12 protein-coding genes are annotated in these 17,333 nt (G+C 67.2%); 6 read left to right on the forward strand and 6 right to left on the reverse strand.

Translation table 11 applies throughout. From position 1 onward, the window contains the following. Nucleotides 1-7: 7 nt before the first annotated feature. On the reverse strand, nt 8-1,423 hold the full coding sequence (locus HMPREF2924_RS28250) for an acetyl-CoA carboxylase biotin carboxylase subunit (protein ID WP_003096848.1): 1,416 nt from the start codon (nt 1,421-1,423) through the stop codon (nt 8-10). A 213-nt stretch (nt 1,424-1,636) separates the two neighbouring features. Between HMPREF2924_RS28250 and pycR the strand changes: the two genes are divergently transcribed. Further along, on the forward strand, nt 1,637-2,572 hold the full coding sequence (gene pycR / locus HMPREF2924_RS28255; protein WP_003121355.1) for a LysR family transcriptional regulator PycR: 936 nt from the start codon (nt 1,637-1,639) through the stop codon (nt 2,570-2,572). Here pycR and HMPREF2924_RS28260 read toward each other — a convergent pair. Together HMPREF2924_RS28260 and hexR are read right to left on the reverse strand one after the other, a co-directional pair. Next, the gene (locus HMPREF2924_RS28260) at nt 2,526-2,741 is read right to left on the reverse strand and encodes a PA3496 family putative envelope integrity protein (protein ID WP_070700815.1); all 216 of its coding nucleotides are present in this window, start codon (nt 2,739-2,741) and stop codon (nt 2,526-2,528) included. The genes pycR and HMPREF2924_RS28260 overlap by 47 nt on opposite strands. Nucleotides 2,742-2,847: 106 nt before the next feature. Further along, the gene (gene hexR / locus HMPREF2924_RS28265; protein ID WP_003096857.1) at nt 2,848-3,729 is read right to left on the reverse strand and encodes a transcriptional regulator HexR; all 882 of its coding nucleotides are present in this window, start codon (nt 3,727-3,729) and stop codon (nt 2,848-2,850) included. Nucleotides 3,730-3,814: 85 nt separating this feature from the next. Between hexR and zwf the strand changes: the two genes are divergently transcribed. Both zwf and yegQ read left to right on the forward strand, forming a co-directional pair. Then, nucleotides 3,815-5,281 carry a glucose-6-phosphate dehydrogenase gene (zwf, locus tag HMPREF2924_RS28270; protein WP_003096859.1) on the forward strand — a complete coding sequence of 489 codons (1,467 nt, stop codon included), beginning with the start codon at nt 3,815-3,817 and terminating at the stop codon, nt 5,279-5,281. An 80-nt stretch (nt 5,282-5,361) separates the two neighbouring features. Continuing rightward, nucleotides 5,362-6,756: a prephenate-dependent tRNA uridine(34) hydroxylase TrhP gene (gene yegQ, locus HMPREF2924_RS28275; protein WP_003136392.1), complete on the forward strand. Its 1,395-nt coding sequence runs from the start codon at nt 5,362-5,364 to the stop codon at nt 6,754-6,756. Here yegQ and HMPREF2924_RS28280 read toward each other — a convergent pair. Genes HMPREF2924_RS28280 through HMPREF2924_RS28290 form a run of 3 tightly spaced genes read right to left on the reverse strand, consistent with a single transcriptional unit; the run spans nt 6,750 to nt 12,584 of the window. After that, nucleotides 6,750-7,475, reverse strand: a complete 726-nt coding sequence (locus HMPREF2924_RS28280) for a DUF3142 domain-containing protein (protein WP_003096864.1) — start codon at nt 7,473-7,475, stop codon at nt 6,750-6,752. The genes yegQ and HMPREF2924_RS28280 overlap by 7 nt on opposite strands. Next, nucleotides 7,472-9,673, reverse strand: a complete 2,202-nt coding sequence (locus HMPREF2924_RS28285; protein WP_003136393.1) for a PA5441 family protein — start codon at nt 9,671-9,673, stop codon at nt 7,472-7,474. Before HMPREF2924_RS28285 ends, HMPREF2924_RS28280 begins: the two co-directional genes overlap by 4 nt. A gap of 58 nt (nt 9,674-9,731) precedes the next feature. Beyond that, nucleotides 9,732-12,584 carry a putative bifunctional diguanylate cyclase/phosphodiesterase gene (locus HMPREF2924_RS28290; RefSeq protein ID WP_023094956.1) on the reverse strand — a complete coding sequence of 951 codons (2,853 nt, stop codon included), beginning with the start codon at nt 12,582-12,584 and terminating at the stop codon, nt 9,732-9,734. A 176-nt stretch (nt 12,585-12,760) separates the two neighbouring features. Between HMPREF2924_RS28290 and uvrD the strand changes: the two genes are divergently transcribed. From uvrD to HMPREF2924_RS28305, 3 genes are all read left to right on the forward strand, one after another. Next, complete coding sequence (gene uvrD / locus HMPREF2924_RS28295; RefSeq protein WP_004364720.1) at nt 12,761-14,947, forward strand: DNA helicase II; 2,187 nt, start codon at nt 12,761-12,763, stop codon at nt 14,945-14,947. Nucleotides 14,948-14,983: 36 nt separating this feature from the next. Then, entirely contained in the window at nt 14,984-15,412 is a 429-nt protein-coding gene (locus HMPREF2924_RS28300) for an EamA family transporter (RefSeq protein ID WP_003110349.1), read from the forward strand. Between the two features lie 97 nt (nt 15,413-15,509). Beyond that, a complete protein-coding gene (locus tag HMPREF2924_RS28305) occupies nt 15,510-17,003 on the forward strand; it encodes an acetyl-CoA hydrolase/transferase family protein (RefSeq protein WP_003096875.1) in 1,494 nt (497 codons plus the stop codon). The last annotated feature ends 330 nt before the right edge of the window (nt 17,004-17,333 follow it).

Genomic DNA, 17,333 nt, shown 5'->3' on the forward strand with positions numbered 1-17,333 from the left:
CCTTCCCTTACAGGCCGGCGTGGGCCGCGATGGCGGTGGCGATGGCGATGGCCAGGTGCGACGGGTTGCGCTTGATCGAGTACTGGGTCAGTTCCGGGTGGCTTTCGACGAAGCTGGTGTTGAACTGGCCGCTGCGGAATTCCGGGTTGCGGAGGATTTCCTGGTAGTACGGCGCGGTGGTCTTGACCCCTTGCACGCGCATGTCGTCGAGGGCGCGCAGGCCGCGATCGAGGGCCTCTTCCCAGGTCAGCGCCCAGACGATCAGCTTCAGGCACATCGAGTCGTAGTACGGCGGGATGGTGTAGCCGGTGTAGATCGCCGTGTCGGTACGCACGCCGGGGCCGCCGGGGGCGTAGTAGCGGGTGATCTTGCCGAACGAGGGCAGGAAGTTGTTCTTCGGGTCCTCGGCGTTGATGCGGAACTGCAGGGCGTAGCCGCGATGGACGATGTCGTCCTGCTTGACCGACAGCTCCAGCCCGGAAGCGATGCGGATCTGCTCGCGGACCACGTCGATGCCGGTGATTTCCTCGGTGATGGTGTGCTCCACCTGGACCCGGGTGTTCATCTCCATGAAGTACACCTCGCCGTCGGCGAGCAGGAACTCCACGGTGCCGGCGTTCTCGTAGCCCACCGCCTTGGCCGCGCGCACCGCCAGGTCGCCGATATAGGCGCGCTGCTCGGGAGTGAGCTGCGGGCTCGGGGCGATCTCGATGAGCTTCTGGTTGCGGCGCTGGATCGAGCAGTCGCGCTCGAACAGGTGCACGGTGTTGCCGAAGGAATCGGCGAGGATCTGCGCCTCGATGTGCTTGGGATTGACGATGCACTTCTCGAGGAATACCTCGGCGCTGCCGAAGGCCTTGGTCGCCTCGGAGATCACCCGCGGGAACGCCTGTTCCAGCTCCTCGCGGCTGTTGCAGCGACGGATGCCGCGACCGCCGCCGCCGGAGGTGGCCTTGAGCATCACCGGGTAGCCGATCCGCTCGGCTTCGCGCAGGGCCTCGGCGAGATCGGCGACGTTGCCTTCGGTGCCGGGGGTACAGGGCACGCCGGCGGCGATCATGCTGCGGCGGGCTTCGGTCTTGTCGCCCATGCGGCGGATCACTTGCGCCGACGGGCCGATGAACTTGATACCGCGCTCGGCGCAGATTTCCGCCAGCTCGGCATTTTCCGAGAGGAAGCCATAGCCGGGGTGCAGGGCGTCGCAGCCACTTTCCACCGCCAGGTTCACCAGGGCGCGCGGGTTGAGGTAGCCGGCCAGCGGGTCCGCGCCGATGCTGTGGGCTTCGTCGGCGCGCTTGACGTGCAGCGCGTGGCGATCGGCCTCGGAGTAGACGGCCACCGAGCGGATGCCCATCTCGGCGCAGGCGCGCACGATGCGGACGGCGATCTCGCCGCGGTTGGCGATCAGGATCTTCTTGATCACGGAGGTCTCCCTCTTCGGGGTTGGGAACCTGGTACGGTCGATCCGGATATTCCGGTCGCTGCATGACCGGCAGGCAGCTCCCGGTCGCGCTTTTACCCTACCCCCGTGAGGGTCATTAACAAAAATCAATAATTATTGGGATAGCCATTAGAAAAGCTTTATAGTCGCCCGACCGATCTCGGTCAGAGTGTGACTGGAATGCGTAAGTCGTTGATGCGTATGACATTACGGCAGCTTCAGGTTTTTCGTGCCGTATGCGAGAGCCGCTCCTACAGCCGGGCGGCGGAGGAAATGGCCCTGACCCAGCCGGCAGTCAGCCTGCAGATCCGCCAACTGGAAGAGCTGGTCGGCCAGCCGCTGTTCGAGTACGTCGGCAAGAAGCTCTACCTGACCGATGCCGCCGAAGCCCTGCTGAAGACCAGCACCGACCTGTTCCAGCGCCTGGAAAGCCTGGACATGCAGCTCTCGGACCTGAAGGGCTCGCTGCAGGGCCAGTTGCGCCTGGCGGTGGAGTCCAGCGCCAAGTACATCACCCCGCACCTGTTCAAGGCGTTCCAGAACCTGCATCCGGAAGTCAGCCTGAGCCTGACGGTGGTCAACCGCACCCAGGTGATCAAGCGCCTGGCCGACAACCGCGACGACCTGGTGATCATGTCCCTGGTACCGCAGGACATGGCCCTGGAGTTCCTGCCCTTCCTGAACAACCCGATCATCGCCGTGGCGCCGCCGGACCATCCGCTGTGCAACGCCGCGAAGCTGGCCCTGAAGGACCTGGAGCCCTTCCCGCTACTGGTCCGCGAACCGGGCTCCGGCACCCGCAAGGCTTGCGAGGAGTTCTTCCAGCAACGCCGCGCGCACTTCTCGCAGATCCAGGAGATCGCCTCGCTGGAGTCCCTGCGCGAAGGGGTGATCGCCGGCCTCGGCCTGGCCCTGCTGCCGCGCCATGCGGCGCACCAGGAACTGGCCAACGGCCTGCTGCGCGAACTACCGGTGGAGGAATTGCCGCTCTATCGCAGCTGGTGCCTGGTGCACGCCAAGGGCAAGCGCCTGAGCCCGGTGGCCCAGGCGTTCGTCGCCTTCGTCCGCGAGGAGCGGGCGCTGATCAGCCAGCTCGCTGGGCGCTTCGCCGGCCCTGGCGGCTCGAGCTGAGGTAGGCGGCGGCTACCAGCTCGGGGTAGTCGGCCAGTTCCTGGCGCAGGCGCAGTTCTTCGCAGTGGTCCTCGATCGCCCGGCGGAATTGCATGCGCCGCTGGTCTTCGAGCTTGCGGCGGGTTTTCGAATCCACGTGCTGGGCATTGGCATCGCTATGACGGGGCATCTCGCGTCTCCCATGGCCGACTGGCTGGAGTCGCGAGCATCGCGCAGCAATGTGACGGTTTGGCGGCAGGCCGGTGAAGACTGCGTTATGCCTTCCCGGCGGCGCCTCAGGACGGCTCGCCGCGCTCTTCCTGGTTCTTCATCACCTTCGGCGACAGGCGCAGGCTGCGCAGGCTGCGCTTGACGCTCTTGAGGTGGTTGACCAGGTCCGGGCCGCGGGCCATGGCCACGCCCATCGCCAGCACGTCGATCACCACCAGGTGGGCGATGCGCGAGGTCAGCGGGGTGTAGATGTCGGTGTCCTCGTGCACGTCGATCGCCAGGTTGACCGTGGCCAGGTCGGCCAGCGGGGTCTGGCTCGGGCACAGGGTGATCAGCGTGGCGCCGGCCTCGCGCACCAGGTTGGCGGTGATCAGCAGGTCCTTCGAGCGACCCGACTGGGAAATGCAGATGGCCACGTCGCTGGGCTTGAGGGTCACCGCCGACATCGCCTGCATGTGCGGGTCGGAGTAGGCCGCCGCCGACAGCAGCAGGCGGAAGAACTTGTGCTGGGCATCCGAGGCTACCGCGCCGGAAGCGCCGAAGCCGTAGAACTCCACGCGCTGGGCGTGGGCGATGGCGGCGATGGCGCGCTCCAGGGCGTGGGTGTCCAGGTGCTCGCGGACTTCCATCAGGCTGTGCAGCGTGGTGTCGAAGATCTTCAGGCTGAAGTCGGCCACCGAGTCGCTCTCATGGATCGAGAACTGGCCGAAGCTGGCGCCGGCCGCCAGGCTCTGCGCCAGCTTCAGCTTGAGGTCCTGGAAGCCGCTGCAGCCGATGGCGCGGCAGAAACGCACGATGGTCGGCTCGCTGACCCCGACCCCATGGGCCAGTTCGGCCATGGAGCTGTGCATGACCGACGCCGGATCGTTGAGAACGTGATCGGCGACCTTGAGTTCCGACTTGCGGAGCTGTTGGCGGGACTGGGCTATGTGCTGCAGCAGGTTCACAGGCTGGGCTCGATTCTCTGTAGTAACCTTGTAGTTATACTACAAACAGTCAGCCACGCCCAGCCAACGCCGTCGGGAGCTTGCCTTGAGTACACCAGCCACTCCAACGTCCTGCGACATCCTGGTCTTCGGCGGTACCGGCGACCTGGCCCTGCACAAGCTGCTGCCGGCGCTCTATCGCCTGCACCGGGAGGACCGCCTGCCGGCCGATACGCGGATCTTCGCCCTCGCCCGCAGCGCGCTGGACAACGCCGCCTTCCTCGCCCTCGCCGAGCGCAACGTCCGCGCGGTGGTGGCGCGCAGCGAGTTCGCCGCCGAACAATGGAAAGGCTTCGCCGCGCGCCTCGACTACCTGGCCATGGACGCCTCGCAGAGCGCAGACTTCGGTCGTCTCGCGCGGCACCTGAAGAGCAGCGAGGGCCGGGTGCTGGTGCACTACCTGGCAACCTCGCCGAGCCTGTTCGCGCCGATCGCGCAGAACCTCTCCATCGCCGGCCTCGCCGGGCCGCAAGCGCGCATCGTGCTGGAAAAACCGCTGGGCCATTCGCTGGACTCGGCGAGGGCGATCAACCAGTCCATCGGCCGGGTGTTCGACGAGTCGCGGGTGTTCCGCATCGACCACTACCTGGGCAAGGAAACCGTGCAGAACCTGATGGCCCTGCGCTTCGCCAATGCGTTGTTCGAGCCGGTCTGGCGCGCGGCGCACATCGACCATGTGCAGATCAGCGTCAACGAGACCCTTGGCGTGGAGAACCGCGGCGGCTACTACGACCACGCCGGGGCGATGCGCGACATGGTGCAGAACCATCTGCTCCAGTTGCTCTGCCTGGTGGCGATGGAGGCGCCGGTGCGTTTCGACGCCGAGGCGGTGCGCAACGAGAAGCTCAAGGTGCTGCAGGCGCTGAAGCCGATCTCCGGGCTCGACGTGCAGGACAAGACGGTACGCGGCCAGTACGCCGCCGGCAGGATCGGCGGCCAGGAGGTGCCGGCGTACTACTTCGAGAAGAACGTCGACAACGACAGCGATACCGAGACCTTCGTCGCGCTCCAGGCCGAGGTCGAGAACTGGCGCTGGGCCGGGGTGCCGTTCTACCTGCGCACCGGCAAGCGCATGGCGCGCAAGTGCTCGGAAATCGTCATCCAGTTCAAGCCGGTGCCACACAGCCTGATCGACGGCGGCGGCGGGCCGGCCAACCGCCTGTGGATAAGGTTGCAGCCGGAGGAGCGGATCAGCGTGCAACTGATGGCCAAGACCCCGGGCAAGGGCATGCAACTGGAACCGGTGGAGCTGGACCTCAACCTGGCCGAGGCCCTCAGCCGCAACAAGCGCCGCTGGGACGCCTACGAACGCCTGCTGCTGGACGTGATCGAGGGCGACTCGACGCTGTTCATGCGCCGCGACGAGGTAGAGGCCGCCTGGGGCTGGGTCGACCCGATCCTCGCCGGCTGGCGCGAGCACTACCAGAGCCCGCGGCCCTACCCGGCCGGCAGCAACGGCCCGGAACAGGCGCAACTGCTGCTGGAACTGCAGGGTCGACGCTGGCTGGAATGACGCGGACATTGATCCGGCTCAGGATCGCCCGGCGCGCGCTCGGCTAAAGTCGCGCGCCCACGTCGTTGCGAGCCCGAACCATGACCGCCACCGCCCTCCGCCCCGAACTGCTGTGCCCCGCCGGCACCCTGAAAAGCATGCGCTATGCCTTCGCCTACGGCGCCGATGCCGTCTACGCCGGGCAGCCGCGCTACAGCCTGCGGGTGCGCAACAACGATTTCGACCACGCCCAACTGGCCGAAGGCATCGCCGAGGCCCACGCGCTCGGCAAGCGCTTCTACGTGGTGGTCAACATCGCCCCGCACAACGCCAAGCTGAAGACCTTCCTGCGCGACCTGGAGCCAGTGGTCGCCATGGGTCCGGATGCGCTGATCATGTCCGATCCCGGCCTGATCATGCTGGTTCGCCAGCATTTCCCGCAGATGCCCATCCACCTGTCGGTGCAGGCCAACGCGGTGAACTGGGCCGCGGTGCAATTCTGGCGGCAGCAGGGCCTGACCCGGGTGATCCTTTCCCGCGAGCTGTCGCTGGAGGAGATCGAGGAAATCCGCCAGCAGGTGCCGGACATGGAGCTGGAAGTGTTCGTCCACGGCGCCTTGTGCATGGCCTATTCCGGGCGCTGCCTGCTGTCCGGCTACATCAACCGCCGCGACCCCAACCAGGGCACCTGCACCAATGCCTGCCGCTGGGAATACAAGGCGGTGGAGGGCCGCGAGGACGAGCTGGGCAACGTGGTGGCGCGGGAGCCGACCCTGGGACGCGGCGCGCCGACCGAGCAGGTGTTCCTCCTCGAGGAAGGCAACCGTCCCGGCGAACCGATGGCCGCCTTCGAGGACGAACACGGCACCTACATCATGAATTCCAAGGACCTCCGCGCCGTGCAGCACGTCGAGCGGCTGGCGCGGATCGGCGTGCACTCGCTGAAGATCGAGGGCCGTACCAAGTCCCACTACTACGTGGCGCGCACCGCCCAGGTCTACCGCCAGGCGATCGACGACGCGGCGGCCGGCAAGCCGTTCGACCGCGGTCTGATGGACACCCTGGAGTCCCTCGCCCACCGCGGCTACACCGAGGGCTTCCTGCGCCGCCACGTGCACGACGAGTACCAGAACTACCAGCACGGCCATTCGTTGTCCGAGCGCCAGCAGTTCGTCGGCGAACTCACCGGCGAACGCCGCGACGGCCTGGCCGAGGTGGAGGTGAAGAACCGCTTCCAGCGCGGCGACAGCGTCGAGCTGATGACTCCGCGAGGCAACCTGAGCCTGCGCGTGGAGGACCTGCGCAACGCCGCCGGCGAAGCCATCGAGGTGGCGCCGGGCAATGGCCACGTGGTCTACCTGGCGCTGCCGGAAGGCCTGGACCTGCGCTACGCGTTACTGATGCGCGATCTCCAGCCCGGCCAGGACACCCGCCAGCCGCAGGCCGAACGCAGCGGCGGGTGTGCCGGCAAGGGCGGTTGCGGCTGCGCTCACTGAGGGTTGAGCAGGAACACCACGTAGCCCCTGAACCAGGGGCTCTTTTCCAGGTAGTCGGGGGCTTGCCAGTCGCCGCCCTGGACCAGGCCGATCCGGTACGGCAGTTGCAGGCGGCTGACCCGCGGGAGGTAGGCGGCGTGGTTGGGAATGCTGTGGCGCCCCTGGTAGGTCTGCACCACCACTTCGTCGACCACGCCCTTGAGCCGGTTGATCGCCGCCGGCTCGGCGTTGCTGCCCCAGTCGAGCAATCCGGTGATGCTCAAGCGGTATTCGCGGGGCAGGCGCCGGCGCAGGTCGCGGAGGAAATCGACGTACTCGTCGAGGTAGCGGGTACGCGCATCGAAGTCGATCTGGATGCCGACCACCGGGTTGCCGGCACGCTTCCAGCGCTGCACCTGGTTCAGCACGGCCTGGTAGATCTGCGGCGTCCAGCGCAGGGTATGGGCGCGGTACACCACCCAGACCTCGCCCCGCGCCAGGCGCGGCACCGAGATGCCCTGGGCGATCAGCCGCACGCCCTCGCCGGGGCGCCGGCGCGACTGGCTGATCTGTCCCTGCAGGATGTACAGCGTCTCGGCCCGCGCCAGCACCGGCTGCGGCGCGACGCCGCTCCACAGCCAGAAAGCGCCGTAGTCCTCGGCGCGCACCGCGGCCTCGACGGACGGCAACAGCGGCAGGCCCAGCAGCAGGCCCGCCAGCCAGGCTCGCCAGCGCCTCACCAGTAGTACTTCAGTTCCTTGGCCCAGGAGCTGTCGGCGTAGGTCGACTTGAGCGTACGGAACCATTGCTTGCGCTCGGCCTGCGGGATGTCCTGCTGGCCGCAGGTGTTGTAGCCGGCCGGGGCGAAGCAGTTGATCGCGCGGAACAGCGCGTAGGCCTTGTCTTCGCGCGGTGCCTTGGGGTTGTCCATGACCAGGCGATAGCCATCCAGCCGGGAGTACACCGCGCCCTTGAAGCCGCTCGGGGTGCCGCCCAGCTCGTTGGCCTCGGGCTGGCTGTCCAGCGGCATGCCGTCAAGACCGTTGCGCAGGATGAATTCGCCCAGGCAGTTCAGGCCCTTCGGGTCCTTGTCATCGGCGGCCAGCGCCGCGGCCGACTCGGCGATGGCCGGGCAAACGTAGCCGGACTCGGCCTTGTCGCCCTTCCAGCGGAACAGCTCCAGGCTGTTGCCGGCGCCGTAGACATAGCCGAGGCTGGTGCCCAGCTTGGTCTGCGAGGGGGTTTCGCCGAGCAGCGCGAAGTCCTTGCCGAAGTCGGCGAAGCGGCTGCGGCGCAGGTCCTTGTAAAGGAGAGTGAACAGCGCGCTGTCGCGCTCTTCCGCCGTCGCCCCCTGCTTGGCCTGGCGGCGCAACAGCGCGGCGTCGGCGACGTTGCGCAGGAGGATGCTGCGCAGCAGCGGCTCCTGGACCGGCGAACCTTCGGCGAAGACCTTTTCCAACTGGCCGCTGCGCTCGTAGTTGAGCGCCAGGGCCAACTGCAACTGGCCCTTCTGGTACGGCTGCGCGGCCTGCGGCAACAGTTCCAGCCAGAGCGCCTCGGCGGCTTTCCAGTCCTTCTGTTGCTCCAGCGCCAGCCCACGCAGGGTCTGCTGGCTGAAGCCGACGTAGTCGAGGCTGCCGACCTTTTGCGGCAGCGCTTCGAGGGTCTTCGCCGGGTCCTGGTCGACATAGAAGCGATAGGCCGCCTGCAGGTAGGCGAACAGTTCGGGATGCGCGGCGAAGCTGGCCTGTTGGGCCTGCAGTGTTTCCCAGGTGAAGCTGCGCGGGGTCGACGGATCGTGGGCGCGCATCTGCACCAGGTCGGCCACCGCCAGCAGCAGCGGGGTCTGGATGTCGCCGAGCTGGATACCGGTCAGGAGCTTGTTGTCGACCTCCTGGACCAGGTCTTCCAGGGCCATGTTGCGCTGCCCTTGCTCGGCTTCGGCGAATTGCGCGGCATAGTCCTGGGCCAGCAGCTTCTGGTCGCCGGCCAGCCAATGCACGCGCCGCTGCAAGCCCTTGGCAGAGGCGGCGTAGAGCCCCTTCGGATACGCCTGCAGGTAGGCATCGAGGGCGCTGCGGGTCTGTTCCAGGCGAGCCTTGTCGACATTCTGCAACTCGGGGAAGCCCATGTCGTCGAAGGCGTTCTGCTGGGCGGCGTTGAGCAGGGTGCGCGCCTGCAGGTACAGGGCGGTTTCCTTCAGCCAGGGCTGCGACACGTCCTGCAACGCCTTGAAGCCCTGTTCGGCTTCGTCGAAGCGGCCGCTGTAGAAGTTGGCCGCAGCCTCCAGGTACGTGGCGAAGGCCTTGCCTGCGGCCGACTCGACGCCTTGCGCGAGCACACCGCCCAGTTCCTCTTGTTCCCAGCCGCAGGCACCGAGCAGCTCCAGGCGGCTGTTGGCCAGTGCCTTGGTCTCCGCCTCGCCCAGCCCGGCGTCACGGACCTGGCGAAGAAACGCCAGCGCGCTGTCCTGGTCGTTGCTGCGGCAGCGGCTGCCCTCGCCCTCGAAGAATTCGGCGCCGGCGATCTTTTCCGGTAGCGCTGCGGCGCCCATCTGCCGGGCCAGTTCGGCGAGCGGCGAGGGCGCTGGCGCAGGCGGCGGTGTCTCGGCTTCGCTCGCCGCCGGAGGCGCGGGCGGCTGGCTGCCGTCGCCGGGCAGCAGGCGGAACAGGCCGAACGGCACCAGGCCGTAGCCTTCGAGCTTCTCTTCCTCCGACGGCGGCGCCTCCACCAACCGCCAGTGGCCGGCGTCGGCCAGCAGCAGGCGCAGGTTGGCGCGGGTGTCGTTGCCCGGGGCGAGGAACGGCAAGGTATCGCAGACACCGCCGCCGACCAGCGACCAATCGGGATAGCAGGAGTCGTCGCTGCTGGCCTGGGCCAGCGGGGAGAGACCGGCGCCCACCAGCAGGAGGGCGGGAAGAAGCGGCTTCGAGCGCATGAATCGTCCTTAATTCGTGGGAGTCGAAAGTGCTACAGCATACTCCGCCGGATCGCGTTCAACGAGCCTGGCGCAAACCTTCCTCCAGGGCATGGGCCGGCAACGGCCGGCCGATCAGGTAGCCCTGCAGCTCGTCGCAACGCTGGGCCACCAGGAAGTCCCGCTGCTCGATGGTTTCCACGCCTTCGGCGACCACCTTCAGGTCGAGGCTGTGGGCCATGGCGATGATCGCCCGGATGATCGCCGCATCCTCGCTGTTCTGGGTCAGGTCGCGGACGAACGACTGGTCGATCTTCAGGTAGTCCAGCGGCAGGCGCTTCAGGTAGCTGAGCGAGGAATAGCCGGTGCCGAAGTCGTCGACCGACAGCTTCACCCCCATCTCGCGCAACTGGCGGAAGGTCGCCAGGACACTGTCGAGGGCGTCCAGCCACTGGCTTTCGGTCAACTCCAGCTCCAGTTGCACCGCCGGCAGGCCGCTGTCGGCCAGCGCCGAGCGCACTACGTCGAGCAGGTCGCCCTGGCGCAACTGGTGGACCGAGAGGTTCACCGAGACCCGCAGGTTCAGGCCCCGCTGGCTCCACTCGGCGGCCTGCAGGCAGGCCCGGCGCAGGACGAATTCGCCGATCTCGCCGATCAACCCGCACTCCTCGGCGAGGCCGATGAAGGTCGACGGCGGGATCATGCCCTCCTCCGGATGGTGCCAGCGCACCAGCGCCTCGACCGAGTCCGGGCGGCCGCTGGCCAGGCACAGCTTGGGCTGGTAATGCACGTCCAGCTGGCCCTCCTCGACCGCCTTGCGCAACCGGGTTTCCAGGCGCAGGCGTTCGAGGGTGCTGTCCTGCAGGTTGTCGCGGAAGAACTGGAAGGTGTTGCCGCCGAGTTGCTTGGCATGTTGCATCGCCAGGTTCGCCTGGCTCATGAGCACGGAGATTTCCCGCGCCTGCTCGGAAAACAGGCTGATCCCCAGCGAGGCGCCGAGGATCAGCTCGTGGCCGAGCACGCTCACCGGCTGGCGCAACTGGACCAGCAGGCGTTCGGCCAGGCGCGACAGGGCCGCGGCGCCGGTGCCACCATCGAGGAGGATGGCGAACTCGTCGCCGGCCAGACGCGCCAGGGTGTTGGCTTCCGGCGCGGTGCGCCGCAGGCGCTGGGCCATCTCCCTGAGCAACTGGTCGGCGACCTCATGGCCGAGGCTGTCGTTGAGCAGCTTGAAGCGGTCCAGGTCGATCAGCAGCAAGGCCAGCCCGCCCTCCTCCTGGCGCGCCCGCTGGGCCGCCTCGTGCAGCCGCTCGCGGAACAACCGGCGGTTGGCCAGGCCGGTCAGTTCGTCGTAGTGCAGCAGATGACGCAGGCGCTCCTCGACGTCGCGGCGGGCACTGAGATCGGTGAAGAAACCGACGATGTGGGTCGCCTCGCCATTGCCGTCGCGCAGCAGGTTGAGCTGCAGCCATTGGGGATAGGGATCGCCATTCTTCCGCGTATCCACCAGTTCGCCCTGCCACTGCCCGTGCTGGCGCAGCTCGGCGCGGATCTGCCGGTAGTGGCGCTGGGCCTCGGGGGTATTCACCAGCAGGCTGGCGTTGCGCCCGACCACGTCCTCGCGGCGATAGCCGGTGATGCGACTGAAGGCCTGGTTGACCGCCAGCAGGTTATAGGCCGGATCGAGGATCACGATGCTCTCGCTGGCCGCCTCGAACACTGTCGCGGCCAGTTGCTGCTGCTCTTCCAGGCGCTTGCGCGCGCTGATGTCGCTGCGCGTGCCGAGCATCCGCGTCACCCGTCCCCGCGGGTCGCGAGCCATGGCCCGGCCGCGATCCTCCAGCCAGCGCCAGCCGCCCTCCCGGTCGCGCACGCGGTACTCCACCCGGTACAGCTCGCTACGCCCCTTGAGATGTTCGGCGAGGGCGCGACGGATACGCGGCAGGTCGCCGGGGTGGATGCTTTCGATCAGCCTGCGATAGTCCTCGGGACCGTCCCCGGCGCTGAAGACCGCCTCGAGATAGGAATGCTGGACCCGGCCGCTCTCCAGGTTCCAGTCCCACAACCCCAGTTCGCTGGCCTCCAGGGCCATGGCCAGGCGCGCCTCGCTCTGGCTGAGCGCCTGGCTGGTCGCGCCAAGCTCCTCGGTGCGCGCCTCCACCCGGCGCTGCAAGGCATCGCGGGCGGCGCGCAGCTCGCGTTCGACCAGGCGTCGCTGGCCGACCTCCTGGGCGAGCTTGCGATTGAGCGCTTCGGCCTCGGCGTTGACGCGCTCCAGGTGCAGGTTCAGCGCCTGGGTCTGGAAGCGTCGCAGCAGCGCGCCCTGCACCAGCCGGTGGATCTGCCCGGCGACCACCAGCAGCGCCACCAGCAGGATCAGGCCGAGCACGCCCCAGCCCTGCAACAGGCTATGCGGCTGTAACAGCAGGAAAACGATGGATGGCAGCAGGCCCGGCAAGGCGAAGGTGAGGAAGGCCGGCAGGCTCACCGCATAGGCGACGCTGGCGGAGAGGATCGCCGCCGCCACCAGGCCGAACACCAGCACCTGCTGGAGGAAGGCATCGGCCGGGACCAGCATGATCACCGCGAACGCCAGGGTCAGGCCCGAGGCGCCGGCGCCGCACAGGAAGGTCCGCCGCCAGTGGCGGCTGGCCTGGCGACGGCTGTCGGCCTGCTGGAAGGCGGCGACCTGCAGCAGGCGCAGGACGGCGAGCAACACCAGCCAGACCAGCCAGCCACCGAGCAGCCAGCTGCTGACCTTGCCCCACACCAGGCAGGCGCTGGTCACGCCGCCGAGCAGCATGAGCAGGGTCGGCGTGCGCGAGCCGAGATAAAGGAGCCGGGTACGCTCGATGGCAATTTCGCGGGCGTAGAGCCGCAGTACATCGGTGCTGCCGCCCGGCAGCGCCAAGGGCTCGACATGGACGGTCATAGGCGCTTGTTCTTGTAGTGGTTTGCCTTGAAGTGGCCGGAGCATAACCGAGCAGGGGCAGGCTGCCCAAGGCCGGGATAGAGCATTTTTCCGCAGCCAGGCCCGACGCTGCGCCGGCCTGCGCCGAATGGCGGCCCGGTTTGCCCGGCTTTTCCCCGCCCCGGTAGAATGCCGCGATGAACGACGACCTCTCCCTCCTGCTGAACTCCCTCAACGACCCGCAGCGCCAGGCCGTGGCCGCGCCGCTGGGCCGCCAACTGGTCCTCGCCGGCGCCGGCTCGGGCAAGACCCGCGTGCTGGTGCACCGGATCGCCTGGCTGATCCAGGTCGAGCACGCCTCGCCCTACAGCATCCTGTCGGTGACCTTCACCAACAAGGCGGCGGCGGAGATGCGCCACCGCATCGAGCAGTTGCTCGGGATCAATCCGGCGGGCATGTGGGTCGGCACCTTCCACGGCCTCGCCCATCGCCTGCTGCGCGCGCACTGGCGCGAGGCCGGGCTGAGCGAGAACTTCCAGATCCTCGACAGCGACGACCAGCAACGCCTGGTCAAGCGGGTGATCCGCGAACTCGGCCTCGACGAGCAGCGCTGGCCGGCGCGCCAGGCCCAGTGGTTCATCAACGGGCAGAAGGACGAGGGCCTGCGGCCGCAACACATCCAGCCCGGCGGCGACCTGTTCCTCGCCACCATGCTGAAGATCTACGAAGCCTACGAGGCGGCCTGCGCCCGCGCCGGGGTGATCGACTTCTCCGAGCTGCTGCTGCGCGCCCTGGACCTCTGGCGCGACCATCCCGGCGTGCTCGAGCACTACCAGCGGCGCTTCCGCCATATCCTGGTGGACGAGTTCCAGGACACCAACGCCGTGCAGTACGCCTGGCTGCGGATTCTCGCCAAGGGCGGCGACAGCCTGATGGTGGTCGGCGACGACGACCAGTCGATCTACGGCTGGCGTGGCGCGCGGATCGAGAACATCCAGCAGTTCAGCGACGACTTCGCCGACGCCGAGGTGATCCGCCTGGAGCAGAACTACCGCTCCACCGCGTCGATCCTCAAGGCCGCCAACGCCCTGATCGCCAACAACCAGGGACGCCTGGGCAAGGAGTTGTGGACCGACGGCGAGGACGGCGAGTCGCTGAGCCTGTACGCCGCGTTCAACGAGCACGACGAGGCGCGCTACGTGGTCGAGTCGATCGAGAGCGCGCTCAAGGGCGGCCTGGCGCGCAGCGAGATCGCCATCCTCTACCGCTCCAACGCCCAGTCGCGGGTGCTGGAGGAAGCCCTGCTGCGGGAGAAGATTCCCTACCGCATCTACGGCGGCCAGCGCTTCTTCGAGCGAGCCGAGATCAAGAACGCCATGGCCTACCTGCGCCTGCTCGACGGCCGCGGCAACGACGCGGCGCTGGAACGGGTGGTCAACGTGCCGGCACGCGGCATCGGCGAGAAGACCGTGGAGAGCATCCGCGAATTCGCCCGCGGCAACGACGTGTCGATGTGGGAGGCGATACGCCTGATGATCGCCAACAAGGTCCTGCCCGGCCGCGCCGCCAGCGCCCTGACCGGCTTCGTCGAGCTGATCGAGAATCTTTCGGCGAAGGTCATGGACATGCCGCTGCACCTGATGACCCAGACGGTGATCGAGCAGTCCGGACTGATCAGCTACCACAAGGAAGAAAAAGGCGAGAAAGGCCAGGCCCGGGTGGAGAACCTCGAGGAACTGGTCAGCGCCGCCCGCGCCTTCGAGAACAGCGAGGAAGAGGAAGACCTCACCCCGCTGCAGGCCTTCCTCAGCCACGCCTCCCTGGAGGCCGGGGAAACCCAGGCCGACGCCCACGAGGACAGTATCCAACTGATGACCTTGCACAGCGCCAAGGGCCTGGAGTTCCCGCTGGTGTTCCTGGTCGGCATGGAGGAAGGGCTGTTCCCGCACAAGATGAGCCTGGAGGAATCCGGCCGCCTGGAAGAGGAACGCCGCCTGGCCTACGTCGGCGTCACCCGCGCCATGCAGCGACTGGTCCTGACCTACGCGGAGACCCGCCGGCTCTACGGCAGCGAGACCTACAACAAGGTTTCGCGCTTCATCCGCGAGATCCCACCGTCGCTGATCCAGGAAGTGCGCCTGTCCAATACCGTCAGCCGCCCCTACGGCGGCACTTCGCGCAACGCCGGCGGCAGCCTGTTCAGCGGCGCCGGGGTGCCGGAGACGCCCTTCTCCCTCGGCCAGCGGGTGCGCCACGCGCTGTTCGGCGAAGGGACTATCCTCAACTTCGAAGGCGCCGGCGCCCAGGCCCGGGTGCAGGTGAACTTCGAGAGCGAAGGCAGCAAGTGGCTGATGCTCGGCTACGCCAAGCTGGAAGCCCTGTAGCGGCGCAGCCCTGGAGAAGGCCCGGAGGAGGACGACATGCTGGCATCCTGGGCCTTCTGGGCACTGCTTTCGGCGCTGTTCGCCGCGCTGACCGCGATCTTCGCCAAGATCGGCCTCGACCGGGTCGATTCGGACTTCGCCACCTTCATCCGCACCCTGGTGATCCTCGTCACCCTCGGCGGCATCCTCGCGGTCCTGGGCAAGTTCCAGGCCCCGGGCAGCATCCCGCCGCGCAGCTGGCTGTTCCTGGTGCTCTCCGGGCTGGCCACCGGTGCCTCCTGGATCTGCTATTTCCGCGCCCTCAAGCTCGGCCCGGCGTCGCTGGTGGCGCCGCTGGACAAGTTCAGCGTGGTGCTGGTGGCACTGCTCGGCGTGGCCCTCCTCGGCGAACGCCTGGACCTGCGCCAATGGCTCGGCGTAGCCCTGGTGACAGCGGGCGTGGTGGTCCTGGCAATCCGCCCATAAGCCCGCTGAATGGCGCTTCGACCTTGGTATAAAGGCGAAAAATCGCGGAAACCCTAGACTGGCGGCCTCTAATAATTCGTCGTCTGAGGTTCGTTCCATGTACCGTGATCGCGTGCGCCTGCCCTCCCTGCTCGACAAGGTGATGAGTGCGGCCGAAGCCGCCGACCTGATCCAGGACGGCATGACCGTCGGCATGAGCGGTTTCACCCGCGCCGGCGAGGCCAAGGCCGTACCCCAGGCGCTGGCCATGCGCGCCAAGGAACGTCCGCTGCGTATCAGCCTGATGACCGGCGCCAGCCTCGGCAACGACCTCGACAAGCAGCTCACCGAGGCCGGCGTGCTCGCCCGGCGCATGCCGTTCCAGGTCGACAGCACCCTGCGCAAGGCGATCAACGCCGGCGAAGTGATGTTCATCGACCAGCACCTCTCGGAAACCGTCGAGCAGTTGCGCAACCACCAGTTGAAGCTGCCGGACATCGCCGTCATCGAAGCCGCCGCGATCACCGAGCAGGGCCACATCGTGCCGACCACCTCGGTGGGCAACTCGGCGAGCTTCGCGATCTTCGCCAAGCAGGTCATCGTCGAGATCAACCTGGCCCACAGCACCAATCTGGAAGGCCTGCACGACATCTATATCCCGACCTACCGGCCGACCCGCACGCCGATCCCGCTGACCCGCGTCGACGACCGCATCGGCAGCACGGCGATCCCGATCCCGCCGGAGAAGATCGTCGCCATCGTCATCAACGACCAGCCGGACTCGCCATCCACCGTGCTGCCGCCGGACGGCGAGACCCAGGCCATCGCCAACCACCTGATCGATTTCTTCAAGCGCGAGGTCGACGCCGGGCGCATGAGCAACAGCCTCGGCCCGCTGCAGGCCGGTATCGGCAGCATCGCCAACGCGGTGATGTGCGGCCTGATCGAGTCGCCGTTCGAGAACCTGACCATGTACTCCGAAGTGCTGCAGGACTCGACCTTCGACCTGATCGACGCCGGCAAGCTGCGCTTCGCCTCGGGCAGCTCGATCACCCTGTCGCCGCGGCGCAACGCCGACGTGTTCGGTAACCTGGAGCGCTACAAGGACAAGCTGGTGCTGCGCCCGCAGGAAATCTCCAACCACCCCGAGGTGGTCCGTCGCCTGGGCATCATCGGCATCAATACGGCGCTGGAGTTCGACATCTACGGCAACGTCAACTCGACCCACGTCGGCGGCACCAAGATGATGAACGGCATCGGCGGCTCCGGCGACTTCGCCCGCAACGCGCACCTGGCGATCTTCGTCACCAAGTCGATCGCCAAGGGCGGCAACATTTCCAGCGTGGTGCCGATGGTCAGCCACGTCGACCACACCGAGCACGACGTCGACATCCTCGTCACCGAGCAGGGCCTCGCCGACCTGCGCGGCCTGGCGCCTCGCGAACGGGCCCGGGTGATCATCGAGAACTGTGTCCACCCGTCCTACCAGGCACCGCTGCTGGACTACTTCGAGGCGGCTTGCGCGAAAGGCGGCCACACGCCGCATCTGTTGCGCGAGGCGCTGGCCTGGCACCTGAACCTGGAAGAACGTGGACACATGCTGGCCGGCTGAGGCTGAACCGTTTCATCCGCAACTATTTCCAGCGCCCGGACGATTAATTCTTCCGGGCGTCTGGACAGGGCAGAAAAAACCACGTAAAAACATATTTCGGCGGCCTTTTCTCTTGCCGCCATCGCAACACGCCCACCCGGCCCTTTCGCTTTTCCTGCTGTAACACTTCGCTGTTTCTTTCGGTAACGCACCATGACGGTGCAGAGCGGTACAGTTACGCACCGAAACAACCCATACAGTTCGGAAACACACCCCGGTGATCCAACGCAATTCTCCGCAACTGTTCCTATTCTTGTTGACCTGTTAGTCAGATCATATTGCTCAGTTAAT

It is taken from the genome of Pseudomonas sp. HMSC063H08 (assembly GCF_001813645.1).
GTDB classification, from domain to species: Bacteria; Pseudomonadota; Gammaproteobacteria; order Pseudomonadales; family Pseudomonadaceae; genus Pseudomonas; species Pseudomonas aeruginosa.

Coding starts and splice junctions, on each gene's coding strand:
- HMPREF2924_RS28290 (WP_023094956.1), bottom strand. CDS start 12,584: ATGACCGTCCATGTCGAGCCCTTGGCGCTGCCGGGCGGCAGCACCGAT.
- HMPREF2924_RS28285 (WP_003136393.1), bottom strand. CDS start 9,673: ATGCGCTCGAAGCCGCTTCTTCCCGCCCTCCTGCTGGTGGGCGCCGGT.
- yegQ (WP_003136392.1), top strand. CDS start 5,362: ATGACCGCCACCGCCCTCCGCCCCGAACTGCTGTGCCCCGCCGGCACC.
- HMPREF2924_RS28305 (WP_003096875.1), top strand. CDS start 15,510: ATGTACCGTGATCGCGTGCGCCTGCCCTCCCTGCTCGACAAGGTGATG.
- HMPREF2924_RS28300 (WP_003110349.1), top strand. CDS start 14,984: ATGCTGGCATCCTGGGCCTTCTGGGCACTGCTTTCGGCGCTGTTCGCC.
- uvrD (WP_004364720.1), top strand. CDS start 12,761: ATGAACGACGACCTCTCCCTCCTGCTGAACTCCCTCAACGACCCGCAG.
- pycR (WP_003121355.1), top strand. CDS start 1,637: ATGCGTATGACATTACGGCAGCTTCAGGTTTTTCGTGCCGTATGCGAG.
- HMPREF2924_RS28260 (WP_070700815.1), bottom strand. CDS start 2,741: ATGCCCCGTCATAGCGATGCCAATGCCCAGCACGTGGATTCGAAAACC.